We start from the raw sequence: 18,122 nt of genomic DNA on the forward strand, positions 1-18,122 counted from the left end.
AGCTCCCTCGCCACAGATTTTGTGTTGATTACAGTTCAGCCGCCAACCGCGAACCCTGGTTGATCGCACGCTTGGCATCCAGCTCCGCCGCCACGTCCGCGCCGCCGATCAAGTGCACGTTCTGCCCGGCGGCGACCAGACCGTCGTGCAACTCGCGCAATGGATCCTGCCCGGCGCAGATCACGATGTTGTCCACTGGCAGCACCTGCGGTTCGCCGCTTTCGCCGATGCGGATGTGCAGGCCTTCGTCGTCAATCTTCAGGTACTCGACGCTGTTGAGCATTTGCACCTTTTTGTTTTTCAGCCCGGTGCGGTGAATCCAGCCCGTGGTCTTGCCCAGGCCGTCGCCGACCTTGGATGTCTTGCGTTGCAGCAGGAACACTTCACGGGCGGGCGCATGCGGCGCAGCCTTGATGCCCGCGACACCGCCACGCGCTTCAAGATGCGTATCAATGCCCCACTCCTTCCAGAACGCTTCGCGGTCCTGACTGGTGGCCACGCCCTGGTGCACAAGGAATTCCGACACGTCGAAACCGATACCGCCAGCGCCGATCACTGCGACGCGTTTGCCCACCGGTTTCCGCTCGAGGATTACGTCCAGGTAGCTCAGCACCTTGGCGTTCTCGACGCCCGGAATCGCCGGCACCCGTGGCGCAATGCCGGTGGCCAGGATGATTTCGTCGTAACCGCCCTCGACCAACTGCGCCACGTCCACACGGGTGTTCAGGCACAGCTCGACGTTGCTGGTCTGCAACTTGCGGTTGAAGTAGCGCAGGGTTTCGAAGAACTCTTCCTTGCCCGGCACGCGCTTGGCGATGTTGAACTGGCCGCCGATTTCACTGGCCGAATCAAACAGCGTCACCTGATGACCGCGTTCGGCCGCCACAGTCGCGGCGGACAGCCCCGCAGGACCGGCGCCAACCACGGCGATTTTCTTGATCTGCTGCACCGGCAGGTAATTGAGTTCGGTTTCATGGCAGGCCCTAGGGTTCACCAGGCAACTGGTCAACTTGCCGCCGAACGTGTGATCCAGGCAGGCCTGGTTGCAACCGATGCAGGTGTTGATTTCGTCGCCACGACCGGCCGCCGCCTTGTTGACGAAGTCCGGGTCGGCGAGGAACGGCCGCGCCATGGACACCATGTCGGCATCGCCTTCGGCCAGGATCTGCTCAGCGACTTCCGGGGTGTTGATGCGGTTGGTGGTGATCAGCGGAATGCTCACCGAACCACGCAGTTTCGCCGTGACTTTGCTGAACGCCGCCCGGGGCACTTTGGTGGCGATGGTCGGAATCCGCGCTTCGTGCCAGCCGATGCCGGTGTTGATGATCGTCGCACCGGCCTGCTCGATGGCCTTGGCCAATTGCACGATTTCTTCCCAGGTGCTGCCGCCCTCCACCAGGTCGAGCATCGACAGGCGGAAGATAATGATGAAGTTCGGGCCGACCGCTTCGCGTACCCGACGGACAATTTCCACCGGCAGGCGCATGCGGTTTTCGTAAGCGCCGCCCCAGCGGTCAGTGCGATGGTTGGTGTGGGCCGCGAGGAACTGGTTAATGAAATAACCTTCGGAACCCATGATCTCGACGCCGTCGTACTCGGCTTTTTGCGCCAGGGTCGAGCAGGTAACGAAATCGCTGATCTGCTTCTCGATGCCTTCCTCGTCCAGCTCTTTAGGCTTGAACGGGTTGATCGGCGCCTGGATCGCGCTCGGTGCCACCTGTTTCGGGCTGTAGGCATAACGCCCGGCATGAAGAATCTGCATGCAGATCTTGCCACCCGCCTCGTGCACCGCGCGGGTGACGATCCGGTGCTTGAGCGCTTCTTCCTCGGTGGTCAGCTTGGCGGCGCCGGAGTAAACCCCGCCCTCATCGTTCGGGCCGATACCGCCGGTGACCATCAGGCCTACCCCGCCACGGGCACGTTCGGCGAAGTACGCGGCCATGCGCTCGAAACCGCCGGGCTTTTCTTCGAGGCCCGTGTGCATCGAGCCCATCAGGGTACGGTTGCGCAACGTGGTAAAACCCAGGTCCAGCGGGGCCAACAAGTGCGGGTAATGAGCGGCGGCCATCGGTAACTCCACAACGAGCAATCACGGAAAATTTGCAGGAGCTCTTCGGCCCCCGTCGGTCATGTTCGACAGACTAAGAGTCGCACTGCTGTCACTCAATGACCGTAACTGACAACTTATTGATCCAAATGCGCAGCGCCCCTTGGCAAGCGCAGGCATGGGCCCTACCCTAGTCGCGAACCCTGCACACGGCCGTTGACTGTTTTCCATGCGCAAACTTCTGTACTTGACCCTCTCCATGGCGATGATCGCCGTTCTCACGGCCTACGCGATGTGGGCCGCGGACCGTCCGCTGGGTCATTACCTGTCGGACCTGCGCATCAATCTTGCGGTCGATCAGGGCACGCCCGCCGATCGTGGCAATCTGCTGGGCATCCAGCCCGAGCTGTTCCCCACCGACTATCAAAGCCCGGAACGCCTGCACCGCAAGCTCGCGGCCTATTTGCAGAAGGCCCAGGACCAGGGCCTGCTGAATGAAAAAACCATCGTCGTACTGCCTGAACATGTCGGCACCTGGCTGATGGTCAGTGGCGAGAAAGACGAGCTGTACCAGGCCACCACCCTCAAGGAAGCCATGAACTGGCTGGCGGTGAGCAACCCGCTGCAGTTCATCCGCGCCCTGATCAGCGCCGAAGGCAGCAACCGTCTCGACGACGCTCACTTGCGGATGAAAGCCAAGCGCATGGCCAAGGATTATCAGGCGCTGTTCGGTGGCCTGGCGAAAGAATTCCACGTGACCCTGGTGGCCGGCTCCATCGTGCTGCCCGAGCCGAGCGTCAGCGACGGCACCCTGCACATCGGCCACGGTGCGCTATACAACAGCAGCGTGGTGTTCGGTCGCGACGGCCTGCCGATCGGCCAGCCCCAGCGACAAATGCACCCGACATTCGCTGGACGCGGCACGCTCCAAGGCAATTCCGATCATCCGGTCAACGTCGTCGACACCCCGGCCGGACGCCTCGGCGTGCTGATCGGCAGCGACAGCTGGTACCCTGACAACTACCGCAAACTCGACGACCAAGGCGCGCAACTGGTGGCGGTCCCGGCGTTCGTCGTCGGACGTGGGTCTTGGGATCAACCGTGGCGCGGCTATAAAGGCCTGCCCGCGCCGGGCTCTGTCAGCCTCAAGGCCGGTGAACTCAGCGAAGGTCAGGCCTGGCAGCGGCTGACGCTGATCGCCCAACCACCGGGCAGTCAGAGCATCGCCGGCATGAGCGTGTTCCTGCGTGGTCAGTTCTGGGACAAGAGCAGCGCCGGTCAAAGCTTCCTCAGCAGCAACGGACAGCATTTCGCCGACGGCGATGCCCACGGCGCGCAATTGCTGAACCTCTGGTTGTAAGCGATGAAACCGCAGCCGATGCGTCTCGGGGATCTGTCGGTGGGCTTCGTCCATAGCCTGGCCGACGCCGTGCGCAGCCATGGCCTGGACCCACAACCGCTGCTCGAACAGTACGGCCTCGACGCCGCGCGACTGGCCGAAGCCGGCGCGCGCCTGTCGATCCCGCGCTACATGCGCCTGGGCCACGGCGCCATTCAACTGACCGACGACCCGGCGCTGGGTTTGCGCATGGGCCAGCTCAGTCGCCTGAGCCAGGCCGGCCTGGCCGGCATCACCGCCGCCCAGGCACCCACCGTGCGCGAAGCGGCGCGCTGCCTGATTCGTTTCGAAGCGCTGTACGGCTCCAACTATCGCGGCCAGTCGAGCTTTCACGAAGACGCCCAAGGCGCCTGGCTGCGGTTCTATTCGATCAGCCCCTACAACGCCTACAACCGCTTCGTGGTGGATTCGATCATCGCTGGCTGGTTGCAGCAGTTGTCCAGCGTGAGCCCTGCCCCGCTGCGTGCCGAACGAATCGAAATCGAATTTGACACGCCGGATTACCGTGATGCCTACGCCGTACTCAGCGACTGTCCGATCCAGTTTGGCGCCGAACAGAATCAACTGCGCCTGAGCCTGGACAGTCTCGCCCAGCGCAACCCGGAGCACTGCCCGAGCACCTGGCGGCACCTGCTGCAACTGTGTGAGCGGGAACTTGAGCAACTGACACGCACCCGCAGCCTGCGTGAACGCATCACTCAGTTGCTGGGCCCGTTGCTCAATGGTGGCCGGGAACCCGACCTGGAAGAAGTGGCGGCACGCCTGAAGCTGCCAACCTGGACCTTGCGCCGCAAACTCGCCGAGGAAGGCACGCAATTTCGTGCAATTCTCAACGACACGCGCCGCGACCTGGCCATGACCTACATCCGCGACACTGAACTGGCGTTCGGCGAAATCGCCTATCTGCTGGGGTTTGCCTCAGCCGAAGCCTTTCAGCGCGCCTTCAAACGCTGGAATGGCCAGACGCCCGGCGAGTTTCGCCGCAGTCATCGTCAATCCGCGTAATTGTAATTACAGCTCAGTAGCGTCTTCGGCCGGTTCCAGTGGATCCAGTTCAAACGCCTGATACTCGAGCAGTTCTTCTTGATAATCGTCCATTATTAAACCCCCATCGCTTGCTGAAAAAAACGTCTGAATAAATGACCAGCGCTCCGAGCATAAAGTGCCCGCATGAAAGAAAAATGACGCTGGCACGACACTACGTCGCTACTGAATAAAACGTAGCAGGTGGTCAGGAATTTATCACAGGTTTTTTTCGATATAAGCCGTAGGAATACGGCTCGGCATGATGTGGATCAATCTTGAAAGGCATTACAGGGGCGGTATCGTCTGACCCGCCCCCGTAACAACAACGCAAACCAATTACTGGCTGGAGACAGGCATCGCCGAAATCGGCTCGGTCGGCGGCGGCAGTGTGCTCGAATCTGCCGCTGGCTTGACCGTTTCCGTGGACGAAGTCGGCTCGCTGCTCGCGGCCGGGGTAATCGGCGCCGCTTCAGCAGGTGGCACAACAGGCTCCGAAGCGGCTGGAGCGGTTTCGGCAGGTGCAGGCGCCGGCGCGGCTGCCGGAGCAGGCACAGGTTCTGCCGCCGGGGCCGGAGTCGGCGCCAACTGGGCCGGTGCAGCCTTGGCTTCAGGCACCCCAAGTTCGGTTTTCGGCTTCTCGACGATGTGCGCGGCCTTCTTCGCTTCCGGCGGCAGGAACAATTCGACCAGAGTAAAGAAGCGTTCATAGAACTTGGCCGAAGACACGGTTTCGCTGGCGACCTTGACCATCGAGTCGTCAGACGAGCCGATCGGCATCGATACCGAACCCAACACGCCGACGCCGAGGCTGGCGGAGTTGTTGGTCTTTTTCAGCGCATAGCGGTCCTGCAGGGCGTTGGCGAACACGGTCGCGTGGTGCCCCTCGCTGCCGTCATCGGCGCAAACCACACTGAAGCTGATCTCCATATGGGTTTCGCCGGTCTGCTGGAAGCTCTTGTGTCCACTGACCAGTTTCGGATCGCTGCTGGTGATGATGTAACCCTGGCTGAGCAAGGCCCGACGGGCGGCTTCGCAGGTTTGTGCATCGGTCACCGGGTAGCTGCGCGAAAACGTCCCGGAGTCGTCGAAGTTCTCATGCTCATAGACAGCGGCTTTCTTCGACGAACAACCGGCAGCGGCGGCCAGCACCAAGGCTAGCCCGACAACACGCATGGGAATTGATTTAAACATTGAACATCCTGAGAAAAACGGTTCGGGGCGTATTGTGCAACAGATCGATGCTTAGCGGAGTATCGATTGTGTCTAAAAAAGGCTACAGACTCATTGACCGTGATATCAGGAGAAAGTCCCGCCGGAGCAAAAATCAAAAGATCACAGCCTGCGGAAGCGACCTTTTCGTTTCACCCACAAAAAACCCCAGCCTTTGGGCTGGGGTCCTTTGTGTCGCGCAAACTCAGTCAAGCATCAGAAACGCTTGATCTCAGCCTCACGCTCCAGCAGCTTGCGGTAGGCCGCGAAGTCTTGCTGGCCAATGCGCGAGGCGAGGAAGCGACGGTATTGAGCCTTCTCTTCTTCGGTCGGCGCAGCGCCTTCATTCACGCCGTTCAGACGCACGATCACCAGGCTACCATCGGCCAGGGTCACGCTGCTGAAGGTCGGCTTGTCTTTGGAGGCTGGCTTGGGCATGCGGAACAGCGCTTGCAGCACGGTTGGGTCGACCCCTTCCTGAGCGCGAGTCGCGGCTGCGGTGACTTTCCAGTTCTGACCATCGATCGCCTTGTCCAGTGCAGTCTTGCCGTCGCGCAGGCTGGCGATCAGTTGATCGGCCTTGGTCTTGGCGGCGGCACTGGCGTGCTCCTTGGTCAATTGCACACGGATGCTGTCAGCCACGCTTTCCAGCGGCAGTTGCTCAGGCTTGCGGTGCTCCTTGGCGCGCAACACGATCACGGTTTCCGGGTCCAGCTCGATGGCGGTGCTGTTGGCACCCTCATCCAGCACTTCAGGACTGAATGCAGCGGTCACCACGGCACGATTGGCCGCAACGCCTTCGCCACCTTCACGGCCGAATGGCGCAGACGTGTGAACGGTCAGCTTCAGGTCTTGTGCCGGCTGGGCCAGATCAGAGGACTCGAACGAGGAGTCTTCCAATTGCTTGGTCGCTTCGACGAAACGCTGCTCGACTTGCCGGGTTTTCAACTCGCGGGTCAGCTTGTCTTTCAGGCTGGCGAACGTCGGCACTTCAGGAGCTTCGACACCCAACAGCTTGATCAGGTGGAAACCGAAATCAGTGCGAACCGGCTCCGAGACCTGATCCTTGGCCAACGAATACAGGGCTTTTTCAAACGCTGGATCGTAGACGCCTGGACCGGCAAAACCGAGGTCACCGCCGTTGTTCGCCGAACCTGGATCCTGGGAGAACTCCTTGGCCAGGGCCTCGAAACTCTCGCCTTTGGCCAGGCGCGCCTGCACTTCTTCGATCTTGGCCTTGGCTTGCGCCTCGGTCACCTTGTCGTTCACTTCGATCAGAATGTGCGCAGCCCGGCGTTGCTCGGACAGGTTCGCGGTTTCTTTCTGATACGCCGCTTGCAAGTCTTCGTCCTTGACGCTGACTTGATCGAAGAACGATGCCTTCTTCAATTCGAGGTAATCGATGACCACCTGATCCGGCGTCATGAACTCCTTGGCGTGTTCATCGTAGTAGGCCTTGACCTCATCGTCGGTCAGCTTCACAGCCGCAGGATCTGCCTTGACGTTCACAGTGGCGAAATCGCGAGTCTGTTTTTCCAGACGGGCGAAGGCCAGAACCTGTGCATCGGTGACAAAGCCACTACCGGCCAGGCCAGCGCGCAGCTGACCGATCAGCATTTCCTGAGACAGCATCTGGCGGAATTGCAGACGGCTGTAGCCCAGTTGACGGATCACCTGGTCGAAACGCTCGGTGCTGAACTTGCCGTTCACCTGGAATTCAGGCGTTTGCAGGATCACTTGATCCAAAGCGGCTTCGGAGAAAGCGAATTTCGATTTTTCTGCGCCTTGCAGCAGCAGTTTGCGATCGATCAATCCTTTGAGGGCCGATTCGCGCAGCATTTTTTCGTCGAGCAAGGAAGCATCGAAATCCTTGCCCAGCTGTTGCATGAGCTGACGGCGTTGCATATCGACCGCCTGGCTCAGCTCGTTCTGGCTGATTTCTTCGCCATTGACCTTGGCCGCCTCATTGCTGTGCGTCGTGGCCTTGAAAATGGCGTCGAAACCGGTCAAAGCCATCAGTGCAACGATGACCCCGATAATGGTCTTGGCAATCCAGCCTTGTGAATTGTCCCTGATATTCTGCAGCATGCGTCCCCCAGAAACGGTTGAACTTCAAAATTAGGCAACCGTGGAGCGTGGGTAGAATCCGGATAGAAGAAAGGCGCATCCGAGGATGCGCCTTCTCGTAACTGGCGGAGCGGACGGGACTCGAACCCGCGACCCCCGGCGTGACAGGCCGGTATTCTAACCGACTGAACTACCGCTCCGCTGCCAAGTCAGGAATGACCCCGACCCGGATAGGCAAAAACCTGAATCGAACTTAGTTGACAGCTTCTTTCAGTGCTTTACCGGCTTTGAAACCTGGTTTTTTGGCTGCTGCGATTTCCAGCGTCTTACCGGTCTGTGGGTTACGACCGATGCGAGCTGGACGATCAGTCACGGAGAAAGTACCGAAACCAACCAGAACAACAGAATCACCAGCCTTGAGAGCGCCAGTGACGGATTCGATTACAGCGTCCAGCGCACGGCCAGCAGCAGCTTTCGGGATATCAGCGGATGCAGCGATAGCATCAATCAGTTCCGACTTGTTCACTCTAAGTCCCCTTATATCTATTTGAGTTTGATTCTAAGTTTTTTGGTGAAAGCAAAAAAAACGAGTGCTGAATGGCCTACAGACACTTAAGAGCCGCTTTATAACAAGGGCTCTAAAAAACTGTCAAGGAAGCCCCCCAGGCAAATGCGTACTAATGCGTGCTAATTCTTTCCTTAGAGTCAGACTCGCGTTTGTCATCCTTTGCAACGATCTCCGGAACCACATCCGGTAAGGGTTCCGGCGCGTATTGCAGCGCAATTTGCAGGACCTCGTCAATCCATTTAACTGGTTTAATCTGTAGATCTTGCTTGATGTTGTCAGGAATTTCCTTCAGATCGCGTACGTTCTCTTCAGGAATGATCACCGTCTTGATTCCGCCACGGTGAGCAGCCAGCAGTTTTTCCTTCAAGCCACCGATCGCCAGCACCTGACCACGCAAGGTGATTTCGCCGGTCATGGCGACGTCCGCTCTTACAGGAATGCCAGTCAATGCCGACACCAGGGCCGTGCACATGCCTACACCGGCGCTAGGGCCGTCTTTCGGGGTCGCCCCTTCAGGCATGTGGATATGCGTGTCGCGCTTCTCGTGGAAGTCCAGGGGAATCCCCAGGCTCTTCGCACGGCTGCGGACAACGGTCAGGGCTGCGGTGATCGATTCGACCATCACGTCACCCAGAGAACCGGTCTTGATCAATTGGCCTTTACCCGGCACGACTGCGGCTTCGATGGTCAGCAATTCGCCGCCCACCTGGGTCCACGCCAGGCCGGTGACCTGACCAATCTGATCCTGCTGTTCAGCCAGGCCATAACGGAATTTACGCACGCCCAGGAAATGTTCCAGCATCTCGGCAGTCACCTTCACCGAGAAGCGTTTTTCCATAGCATGCTCTTTGACCGCCTTGCGGCAAACCTTGGCAATCTGGCGCTCCAGCCCACGTACACCGGCTTCGCGGGTGTAGTAGCGGATGATGTCGCGGATCGCTTCGGCGTCGAATTCCAGCTCACCTTTCTTCAGGCCGTTGGCAGCAATCTGCTTGGGCGAAAGGTATTTGACGGCGATGTTGATCTTCTCGTCTTCGGTGTAACCCGGCAGACGAATCACTTCCATCCGGTCCAGCAGCGCCGGCGGAATATTCATCGAGTTGGAGGTGCACAGGAACATCACATCGGACAGGTCGTAGTCGACTTCCAGATAGTGATCGTTGAAGTTGTGGTTTTGCTCGGGATCGAGCACTTCCAGCAACGCCGACGCCGGATCGCCACGCATATCGCTGCCCATTTTGTCGATTTCATCGAGCAGGAACAGCGGGTTGCGAACACCCACCTTTGTCATCTTTTGAATCAATCTTCCTGGCATCGAACCGATATATGTCCGGCGATGACCACGAATTTCCGCCTCATCGCGCACGCCGCCGAGGGCCATGCGGACGAATTTGCGGTTGGTGGCATGCGCAATCGACTCCGCCAGAGAGGTTTTACCCACCCCTGGAGGACCGACCAGGCACAGCACCGGACCACGAATCTTCTTCACGCGCTTCTGCACGGCGAGGTATTCGAGGATCCGCTCTTTGACTTCTTCCAGACCGTAGTGGTCGGCGTCGAGAATGTCTTCGGCACGGGCAAGGTCCAGGCGCACTTTGCTCTGGGCTTTCCACGGCACTTGAACCAGCCAGTCGATGTACGAACGCACCACGGTCGCTTCCGCGGACATTGGCGACATTTGCTTCAGCTTGTTCAGTTCGGCCTGAGCCTTGGCCAACGCATCTTTCGGCAGACCGGCGGCATCGATGCGCTTTTTCAGCTCTTCGATTTCGTTGTGGCCTTCGTCGCTGTCGCCCAGCTCTTTCTGAATGGCCTTCATCTGCTCATTCAGGTAGTACTCGCGCTGGCTGCGCTCCATTTGCTTTTTAACGCGGCCACGAATACGTTTTTCGACTTGCAGCAGATCGATCTCGGCATCCAGCAACGCCAGAACGTGCTCGACCCGGGCCGACAAATCGATGATTTCGAGGATTTCCTGCTTCTGCTCGATCTTCAGGGCCATGTGCGCGGCCATGGTGTCGACCAGGCGGCCTGGCTCGTCGATGCTGTTAAGCGACGACAGGACTTCAGCGGGGACTTTCTTGCCCAGCTGCACATATTGTTCGAACTGAGCCAGCAGGCTGCGGACAAACACTTCCGATTCGCGCTCAGGCGCTTCGGTTTCGTCGATCAGCGAGACTTCGGCACGGCAGTGGCCGTCGACTTCGCTGAAGCGCTCCACGGCGCCCCGCTGCTCGCCTTCGACAAGAACCTTGACGGTGCCGTCAGGCAGCTTGAGCAGCTGCAGAACGGTAGCAATGGTGCCTACGCGATAAAGTGCTTCTTCACCGGGATCGTCGTCAGCAGGATTCCGCTGAGCCAGCAGAAGGATCTGCTTGTCGCCCGTCATCGCTGCCTCGAGAGCTTCGATGGATTTCTCGCGCCCCACGAACAGCGGGATAACCATGTGCGGATAAACCACGACATCACGCAATGGCAGGAGAGGCAATTCGATGGTCGTCTTCATGATTTCGCCTCTACGGCGGCCATAAGGCCGTAAACAGATGGAAGTAAGCTTGAAACCAAGATGGGGGCTGTTTTCAAAAAAAACAAGCGGATAAAAGAACCACTTTGAAGATCGCCGCTTATGGCACCGCCCGCATGGGTCCGCAAGCATCCAAATAATCAGGTCGACTGTCCAGGCGAGCCAGCCCCCACAATAGCAAAGGGGCCCGAAGGCCCCTTCTTTATTCCAGCAGTGTGACGCTTAAGCGTCTGGCGCTGCCTTGGCAGCCGGCTCACTGTTCTCATAGAGATACAGTGGCTTGGACTTGCCTTCTATAACGCTTTCGTCGATCACTACTTTACTCACCTCGGACTGCGAGGGGATTTCATACATAGTGTCGAGCAATACACCTTCGAGAATCGAGCGCAGGCCACGGGCACCGGTTTTGCGTTCCAGGGCACGTTTGGCGACCGATTTCAGCGCGTCGGCCCGGAATTCCAGGTCCACGCCTTCCATCTCGAACAGCTTGGCATACTGCTTGGTCAGAGCATTTTTCGGCTCGGTGAGAATCTGCATCAGCGCAGCCTCATCAAGCTCGTCCAGCGTGGCAAGTACCGGCAGACGACCGACGAATTCCGGGATCAGACCGAACTTGACCAAATCGTCAGGCTCGACTTCACGCAGGGATTCACCGACTTTCTTGCCTTCTTCCTTGCTGCGCACTTCTGCGCTGAAACCGATGCCACCCTTGGTGGAACGGTTTTGAATAACCTTTTCCAGACCGGAGAACGCACCGCCGCAGATGAACAAGATGTTACGGGTGTCGACCTGAAGGAATTCCTGCTGAGGATGCTTGCGACCACCTTGAGGCGGAACGGAAGCGACCGTGCCTTCGATCAACTTGAGCAGGGCCTGCTGCACGCCTTCACCGGAAACGTCCCGGGTGATCGACGGGTTGTCAGACTTGCGCGAGATCTTGTCGATCTCATCGATGTAGACAATGCCCATCTGGGCTTTTTCTACGTCGTAATCGCACTTCTGCAGCAGTTTCTGAATGATGTTCTCGACATCTTCCCCCACGTAACCTGCCTCGGTGAGGGTGGTTGCGTCGGCGATAGTGAACGGAACGTTCAGCAAGCGGGCCAGGGTTTCGGCCAGCAGGGTTTTACCCGAGCCTGTCGGGCCGATCAGCAGGATGTTGCTCTTGCCGAGTTCGACGTCGTCATTCTTTTTGTCACGCTGGTTCAGACGTTTGTAGTGGTTGTACACCGCTACGGCCAGAACCTTTTTCGCGCGCTCCTGACCAATCACGTACTGATCGAGGATGCCGCTGATTTCTTTAGGCGAAGGCAATTTATGCGCGCTGCTTTCGGCCTGGGCTTCCTGCACCTCCTCGCGGATGATGTCATTGCACAGGTCGACGCACTCGTCGCAGATAAAGACCGAGGGGCCGGCAATCAATTTGCGCACTTCATGCTGGCTTTTGCCACAGAAGGAGCAATAGAGCAGCTTGCCGTTGTCCTCGCCGTTGCGGGTGTCAGTCATTCGTTCGATCCAAATCCGATAGGCTTGCAACACAAGATGAAGGCTATTGCGGGCTTTTTCAAGCCCGCTGGTGTCGGACCTGCCGACCAAGCCTGTTTTGGGCTGCTTATTTTAAACAGGGCGCTGGCTGATCACTTCGTCGATCAAGCCGTACTCACGCGCAGCTTCTGCACTCATGAAATTATCGCGATTGGTATCGCGCTCGATTTCTTCAAGAGTGCGACCGCTATGCGCGGCCATCAGCGTGTTGAGACGCTCGCGGATAAACAGGATCTCCTTGGCATGGATTTCGATATCCGACGCCTGCCCCTGGAAACCGCCCAGTGGCTGGTGAATCATCACACGCGAGTTCGGCAGGCAGTAACGCTTGCCGGGGGCACCGGCGGTCAGCAGAAATGCGCCCATGCTGCATGCCTGACCGATACAGGTGGTCGACACGTTTGGCTTGATGAACTGCATGGTGTCGTAGATCGACATGCCCGCCGTTACCGAACCGCCCGGGGAGTTGATATAGAGATGGATGTCCTTGTCCGGGTTTTCCGCTTCAAGGAACAGCAGTTGCGCACAAATCAGGTTAGCCATGTAGTCCTCTACCGGACCAACCAGAAAGATCACTCGCTCCTTGAGAAGACGCGAGTAAATATCATAGGCGCGCTCGCCACGAGCAGACTGCTCGACAACCATCGGGACCAGGCCGCCTGCGGCCTGGATATCTGAGTTCTGCTGAATATACGAATTACGGAACATGCTCTGCAGTCACTCCCAAATAGTTATGTCTTGAATACGCATAAGCCAGCACGAAGGCTGGCTTATGGTGTGTGCTTCTTACCGCAAAAACGATCAGTCGGCTTGTGGAGCTTCTACCGGCTTGACTGCTTCTTCGTAAGAGACCGATTTGTCGGTCACGCTAGCTTTCTGCAGAACAGTATCCACAACTTGCTCTTCCAGCACAACCGAACGGACTTCGTTCAGTTGCTGGTCGTTCTTGTAGTACCAGGACACAACCTGCTCAGGCTCTTGGTAGGCCGAAGCCATTTCCTGAATCATCTCGCGAACGCGGGCTTCGTCAGGCTTGAGGTCGAATTGCTTGACCACTTCAGCCACGATCAGACCCAGCACTACGCGGCGCTTGGCTTGCTCTTCGAACAGCTCGGCCGGCAGCTGGTCAGGCTTGATGTTGCCACCGAACTGCTGAACAGCCTGCACGCGCAGACGGTCGACTTCGTTGGACAGCAGAGCCTTGGGCACTTCGATCGGGTTGGTGGCCAGCAGACCGTCCATCACCTGATTCTTGACCTTGGATTTGATCGCCTGACGCAGTTCGCGCTCCATGTTCTTGCGAACTTCGGTGCGGAAGCCTTCCAGACCGGTTTCCTTGATGCCGAATTGAGCGAAGAACTCTTCGGTCAGCTCTGGCAGTTTAGGCTCGGAAACGGTGTTCACGGTCACGGTGAACTCAGCAGTTTTGCCTGCCAGGTCGAGGTTCTGGTAGTCCTCTGGGAAGGTCAGGTTCAGAACGCGCTCTTCGCCGGCTTTAGCGCCAACCAGACCGTCTTCGAAACCAGGGATCATGCGGCCGGAACCCAGCACCAGCTGAGTACCCTTGGCAGAACCGCCTGCGAACACTTCACCGTCGACCTTGCCGACGAAATCGATGCTCAGCTGATCTTCGTTCTGGGCAGCGCGATCGGCCACTTCAAAACGGGTGTTCTGCTTGCGCAGGACTTCCAGCATCTTGTCCAGATCGGCGTCAGCCACTTCGGCGCTCAGGCGCTCGACGGTGATGCCTTCGAAACCGGCAACGGTGAACTCAGGGAACACTTCGAATACAGCTACGTATTCCAGGTCCTTGCCCGCTTCCAGGGTTTTAGGTTCGATCGAAGGCGAACCAGCCGGGTTCAGCTTCTGCTCGACGACAGCTTCGTAGAAGGAAGACTGGATCACGTCGCCCACGGCTTCTTGACGCGCATCAGCCCCGAAACGCTGACGGATCACGCTCATTGGCACTTTGCCTGGACGGAAGCCAGCGATCTTGGCCTTTTGGGCAGTCTGCTGCAGACGCTTGTTGACCTGAGTCTCGATGCGCTCAGCCGGCACGGTGATGCTCATGCGGCGCTCAAGAGCAGAAGTATTTTCAACAGAAACTTGCATGGATATTCCTCGTTGCACAGACGTTAGCCGGCCGTTTCCGACCCCAGAATGTCGGGTAGAGATGGGCCATTACTGGCCCACCTCCCCCTAAGAACCGTACGTGCGAGTTTCCCCGCATACGGCTCGGGCCTAATCAAAACCCCCGGTAAGGGGAGCCGGTTTGTTCACTGTCAATCCGCGAGCGTGTAGCCGCTGGTGACAAAGGGGGTGCAATAGTACCCGGTTATTTAGGGAGTCTCCACCGCCTTTTGTGCGGTACAGAATGTGGTGATCATGCCACCCCGTCTCCTTCGTAATCGGCAACTTACACATCGGACACAATCCTTTCTGACTCTGGAAAAGGTTCAAGATTTGCTTACGGTACGCCAGCCTTTTGAGCATCTGTTCCATACGCCTTTTCTCACCCATTTCCTCCATAGAAGGATCGAAGGGGTTGTACTCCCCACTTACCTTCTTGTGTCGCTCAATCGGAGTGCTCGCTAGCGAGTACAGCTCGATCGTTCGCATCTCTCCCTTGTCATTCATCGTCGCGGTGGCAAACACCCCTTTCCGCCCCTTCATGGGTCTAAAGTATTTCGCTCCAATCCACTCGAGCGTTTTCTTAGGGTGTCGCCGCTTCGCCCAACGCCATAAAGCCAGAAAGATCATGTGATCCATGCGGCTATACGCTTTCTTGGCTACTACGGACTGGTGATAAAACGCCCAACCACGCAGTATCGGATTCAGCTGTCGGATCAGATCCTCCTGCCTTACCGCCTTGCTGGTACTGATGACCTCCCTTACCTTGCTATAGAACGCTTTCACGTTTTTCTTGCTTGGTTTGATCAGAAGTTTCCCATCGTACTTGCGGAAATTCCAACCTAGAAAGTCAAAGCCTTCCTTTATATGGACGACACGCGTCTTCTCGAGTGACAACTGCAGCCCTCGTACCGCGAGGAACTGCTCCACCCAAGGTCTGACTTCAGTTTCCAGCACCTCTCGCGAGGTTCCAGTTATCACAAAGTCATCCGCATAACGCACCACATTGATTTTCAGCTTCTTGGCCTTTGTCACACCCAGGTGTTGCTTAAGTTGTGACTCCAGCCCATCCAGTACCAGATTCGCCAAGCTGGGCGAGATAATCCCGCCCTGTGGCGTACCGGCATCCGTTGCCTGTAGCTGGCCTTTATGAATCACGCCAGCTTTCAACCATTTTCGGAGAACCACCTTATCCGTTGGGACGTTGGTGATAAGCCAGTCATGATTGATATGGTCAAAGCAGCCTTTGATGTCCGCCTCCAAAACCCATTGGGCCGAAACCTTCTTGGATAGGCATACGAACAACTGCCCCATTGCATCCGCCGTAGATCGCTCGATCCTAAAGCCGTAGCTGTTTGGATCGCCGGCGGTTTCTGCAATGGGTGCCAGAGCAAGCAAATACAACGCCTGCATTGCCCTGTCCGTCATGGTCGGAATACCCAGAGGGCGCTCCTTTCCATTTGACTTCGGAATAAACACACGCCGTAAAGGCCGTGGCTTATAACCGTGGCGCTTCAACCCATTTGCCGCCTTCCATTTGGCATCGGGTGTATCCCAGAGCACGCGATCGACTCCCGCCGTGCGCTTACCCTGGTTTTCAGTGACTCGCCGTACGGCCAAGTATCTGGCTGAACGTGAGCGGGTCAGCATCCGCTGCAAGGCTTTCACCCTGCGCCAGTTGCCTTCCCGACAAGCCTTCGCAATCCGTATCTGCATCGCCCGGACATTCCGCTGAACACGCCACCAATCGATGTCATGCCATTGTTGCGGAGCGCCGGAAGGCGCAGACACGGCCAATTGGCTATGTTCTAACATGCTGCCTTCCTCTCAAGTAGCCCCAAGCGAAAGACGCACACATCCCCTGACGGGAATGGACGCTCCCGTCAGGGTTGGATTAATAGAAGATCCGTTACAGCCGGATCTCTAGGTTTATTGAGACAGGTTCACTCAGAGTTCATGCGACGAAAGACCACGCAGAAGTCTGCCCGGTTTCCCGTGGAGCATTGTTCCAGCCCCTATCCGGGCCATTACAGCCCGGCTTTCGCTTTCTCTGCGATCCCATACCCGCATAGCCAACGGATCACCTTGCGGTTCACCTGCCCGAAGGCAGCTATACGGGCTTACCACGTTCCCTGCCTGTCACACGACTGGGTTAGAGTCTGCCTATTCGCCGGCGACCTTATGTGACGACGTGTTCCGACCCTTGACCAGAACAACCGGTCGCATCACCTTTTTTGGTTAATGCCTATCAGCAGATTAGGCACCGTAATGCTGACGACGTTTATTAGCAGTTCACTTGTGTTACCCATACCAGCCAGCCTAGCGCCTCAACCCGGTACTGCTCCGAGCATCTGCGCTCCGCCTCACGGCGAAGACGCACCCATACGGGGGCTACATTGTTGGAAGAGCTTCACACCCCACCGTTACCAGTGACGCATGTCTTCCTAGGCTATCGTTGGTCGCACAACGAGTCCGCTGCCACTCCATACAGGCAATGGTTGGACAATGACAGACAGAGCTTTCGCTCATGTCTCCGGTTTGATGTGAACAGGGACTGCCGAGGCAGCATGCTCAAAGAATTGTTACCTCCTGTTTCAAAAGCAGGAGGGAACCCCAGCGGGGATTCTCTCCCGCATGGGTTTAGCCCTGAATAGGGCTGATGTGTAGTAGGCACTCCAATACCGGAAATCCAGTACTGCGGTCGAGCCACCGAGCGCTAATCGACCTTGAGTTTGCCACCGCCGCTGCGGCAAGTCCTTGAAGGCATTGGACTTCTGGGAGGGTTTTGTTTCTTGGGATTGGGTACCCAAGCTCTCGGCTCTCTTTCGAAAACCCTTCAAGATGACTCTACACCTCGAAGTTTAGGAGACACGCCACGCGTGTCGCACCAAGGGCATGCATTCTAGTGGGTCAAACTCAAGAAGTCACCCTACTGAAAACGGGTAAAAAAACAGCAGGCAATTTATAGGCGGGGACAAACGGTTGTGCCTCGCCCTGTTAGCAAATACAACCAATCAAGCCAGGGCTCTGCACCCACCTTCCTATATATAGAAGGAATCGGCAATCCGTCCCTGACAGCCAACCCCGCGAGGGGATCGGCGGGCAAATCAGGCATCATCGAGAAACATAAATACGACGAAGCGACCTGCCCCTGCGGCCCACAACCTGCAGCCGCCGACACTCAAACCACTGAAACAAAAAAGGCGCCAGACTGTTAAATCTGGCGCCTTTCGGAATATGGGGTGGACGATGGGGATCGAACCCACGACAACGGGAGTCACAATCCCGTGCTCTACCAACTGAGCTACGCCCACCATATTGCGTGACAAAGAAGCCAAACAACTTCTTTGTTGAACCCCACTCACGCCAAGCGGCATGAGTGAAGCTTTATTTGGTGCGGATGAAGAGACTCGAACTCTTACGCCTCGCGGCGCTGGAACCTAAATCCAGTGTGTCTACCAATTCCACCACATCCGCGGTTGAAGCTGTTAAAGCAAAGGCGCCAGACTGTTAATCTGGCGCCTTTCGAAATATGGGGTGGACGATGGGGATCGAACCCACGACAACGGGAGTCACAATCCCGTGCTCTACCAACTGAGCTACGCCC

At 57.4% G+C, this 18,122-nt stretch carries 11 protein-coding genes and 3 tRNA genes; 2 read left to right on the forward strand and 12 right to left on the reverse strand.

Translation table 11 applies throughout. The features are described from left to right. Positions 1-28: 28 nt before the first annotated feature. Positions 29-2,068 (reverse strand): oxidoreductase, encoded by a 2,040-nt coding sequence (locus AC1RO5_RS22740; protein ID WP_493177783.1) that lies wholly within the window; start codon positions 2,066-2,068, stop codon positions 29-31. A 208-nt stretch (positions 2,069-2,276) separates the two neighbouring features. Here AC1RO5_RS22740 and AC1RO5_RS22745 point away from each other — a divergent pair, with 208 nt between their 5' ends. Further along, complete coding sequence (locus tag AC1RO5_RS22745; protein ID WP_493177785.1) at positions 2,277-3,407, forward strand: carbon-nitrogen hydrolase family protein; 1,131 nt, start codon at positions 2,277-2,279, stop codon at positions 3,405-3,407. Positions 3,408-3,410: 3 nt separating this feature from the next. Further along, positions 3,411-4,451, forward strand: coding sequence for an AraC family transcriptional regulator (locus AC1RO5_RS22750; protein WP_493177786.1), 1,041 nt, complete (start codon positions 3,411-3,413; stop codon positions 4,449-4,451). 357 nt (positions 4,452-4,808) lie between these two features. Here the strand turns inward: AC1RO5_RS22750 and AC1RO5_RS22755 are convergent, their stop codons facing one another. The 11 genes from AC1RO5_RS22755 to AC1RO5_RS22805 all read right to left on the reverse strand — a co-directional run bounded on the left by AC1RO5_RS22755 (position 4,809) and on the right by AC1RO5_RS22805 (position 17,992). Then, complete coding sequence (locus AC1RO5_RS22755; protein ID WP_493177787.1) at positions 4,809-5,663, reverse strand: DUF2242 domain-containing protein; 855 nt, start codon at positions 5,661-5,663, stop codon at positions 4,809-4,811. A 234-nt stretch (positions 5,664-5,897) separates the two neighbouring features. Continuing rightward, positions 5,898-7,769, reverse strand: coding sequence for a SurA N-terminal domain-containing protein (locus AC1RO5_RS22760; protein WP_493177788.1), 1,872 nt, complete (start codon positions 7,767-7,769; stop codon positions 5,898-5,900). A 102-nt stretch (positions 7,770-7,871) separates the two neighbouring features. Continuing rightward, a tRNA-Asp gene (locus AC1RO5_RS22765) sits at positions 7,872-7,948 on the reverse strand. Between the two features lie 53 nt (positions 7,949-8,001). Next, the gene (locus AC1RO5_RS22770; RefSeq protein WP_002552737.1) at positions 8,002-8,274 is read right to left on the reverse strand and encodes an HU family DNA-binding protein; all 273 of its coding nucleotides are present in this window, start codon (positions 8,272-8,274) and stop codon (positions 8,002-8,004) included. Between the two features lie 151 nt (positions 8,275-8,425). Then, positions 8,426-10,822, reverse strand: coding sequence for an endopeptidase La (gene lon / locus AC1RO5_RS22775; protein WP_493177790.1), 2,397 nt, complete (start codon positions 10,820-10,822; stop codon positions 8,426-8,428). 240 nt (positions 10,823-11,062) lie between these two features. Beyond that, positions 11,063-12,346 (reverse strand): ATP-dependent Clp protease ATP-binding subunit ClpX, encoded by a 1,284-nt coding sequence (gene clpX, locus AC1RO5_RS22780; protein ID WP_007940401.1) that lies wholly within the window; start codon positions 12,344-12,346, stop codon positions 11,063-11,065. Positions 12,347-12,457: 111 nt separating this feature from the next. After that, positions 12,458-13,093, reverse strand: a complete 636-nt coding sequence (clpP, locus tag AC1RO5_RS22785; protein ID WP_007940402.1) for an ATP-dependent Clp endopeptidase proteolytic subunit ClpP — start codon at positions 13,091-13,093, stop codon at positions 12,458-12,460. Between the two features lie 93 nt (positions 13,094-13,186). After that, positions 13,187-14,497, reverse strand: coding sequence for a trigger factor (gene tig, locus AC1RO5_RS22790; protein ID WP_493177793.1), 1,311 nt, complete (start codon positions 14,495-14,497; stop codon positions 13,187-13,189). A 129-nt stretch (positions 14,498-14,626) separates the two neighbouring features. Continuing rightward, positions 14,627-16,330 carry a group II intron reverse transcriptase/maturase gene (gene ltrA, locus AC1RO5_RS22795; protein WP_493177794.1) on the reverse strand — a complete coding sequence of 568 codons (1,704 nt, stop codon included), beginning with the start codon at positions 16,328-16,330 and terminating at the stop codon, positions 14,627-14,629. A gap of 1,423 nt (positions 16,331-17,753) precedes the next feature. Continuing rightward, positions 17,754-17,829: transfer RNA gene (locus AC1RO5_RS22800), tRNA-His, on the reverse strand. Between the two features lie 78 nt (positions 17,830-17,907). Beyond that, a tRNA-Leu gene (locus AC1RO5_RS22805) sits at positions 17,908-17,992 on the reverse strand. Positions 17,993-18,122: the final 130 nt, after the last annotated feature.

It is taken from the genome of Pseudomonas sp. GW822-FHT02G04, from assembly GCF_058802085.1.

Coding starts and splice junctions, on each gene's coding strand:
- AC1RO5_RS22740 (WP_493177783.1), bottom strand. CDS start 2,068: ATGGCCGCCGCTCATTACCCGCACTTGTTGGCCCCGCTGGACCTGGGT.
- AC1RO5_RS22745 (WP_493177785.1), top strand. CDS start 2,277: ATGCGCAAACTTCTGTACTTGACCCTCTCCATGGCGATGATCGCCGTT.
- AC1RO5_RS22750 (WP_493177786.1), top strand. CDS start 3,411: ATGAAACCGCAGCCGATGCGTCTCGGGGATCTGTCGGTGGGCTTCGTC.
- AC1RO5_RS22755 (WP_493177787.1), bottom strand. CDS start 5,663: ATGTTTAAATCAATTCCCATGCGTGTTGTCGGGCTAGCCTTGGTGCTG.
- AC1RO5_RS22760 (WP_493177788.1), bottom strand. CDS start 7,769: ATGCTGCAGAATATCAGGGACAATTCACAAGGCTGGATTGCCAAGACC.
- lon (WP_493177790.1), bottom strand. CDS start 10,822: ATGAAGACGACCATCGAATTGCCTCTCCTGCCATTGCGTGATGTCGTG.
- clpX (WP_007940401.1), bottom strand. CDS start 12,346: ATGACTGACACCCGCAACGGCGAGGACAACGGCAAGCTGCTCTATTGC.
- clpP (WP_007940402.1), bottom strand. CDS start 13,093: ATGTTCCGTAATTCGTATATTCAGCAGAACTCAGATATCCAGGCCGCA.
- tig (WP_493177793.1), bottom strand. CDS start 14,497: ATGCAAGTTTCTGTTGAAAATACTTCTGCTCTTGAGCGCCGCATGAGC.
- ltrA (WP_493177794.1), bottom strand. CDS start 16,330: ATGTTAGAACATAGCCAATTGGCCGTGTCTGCGCCTTCCGGCGCTCCG.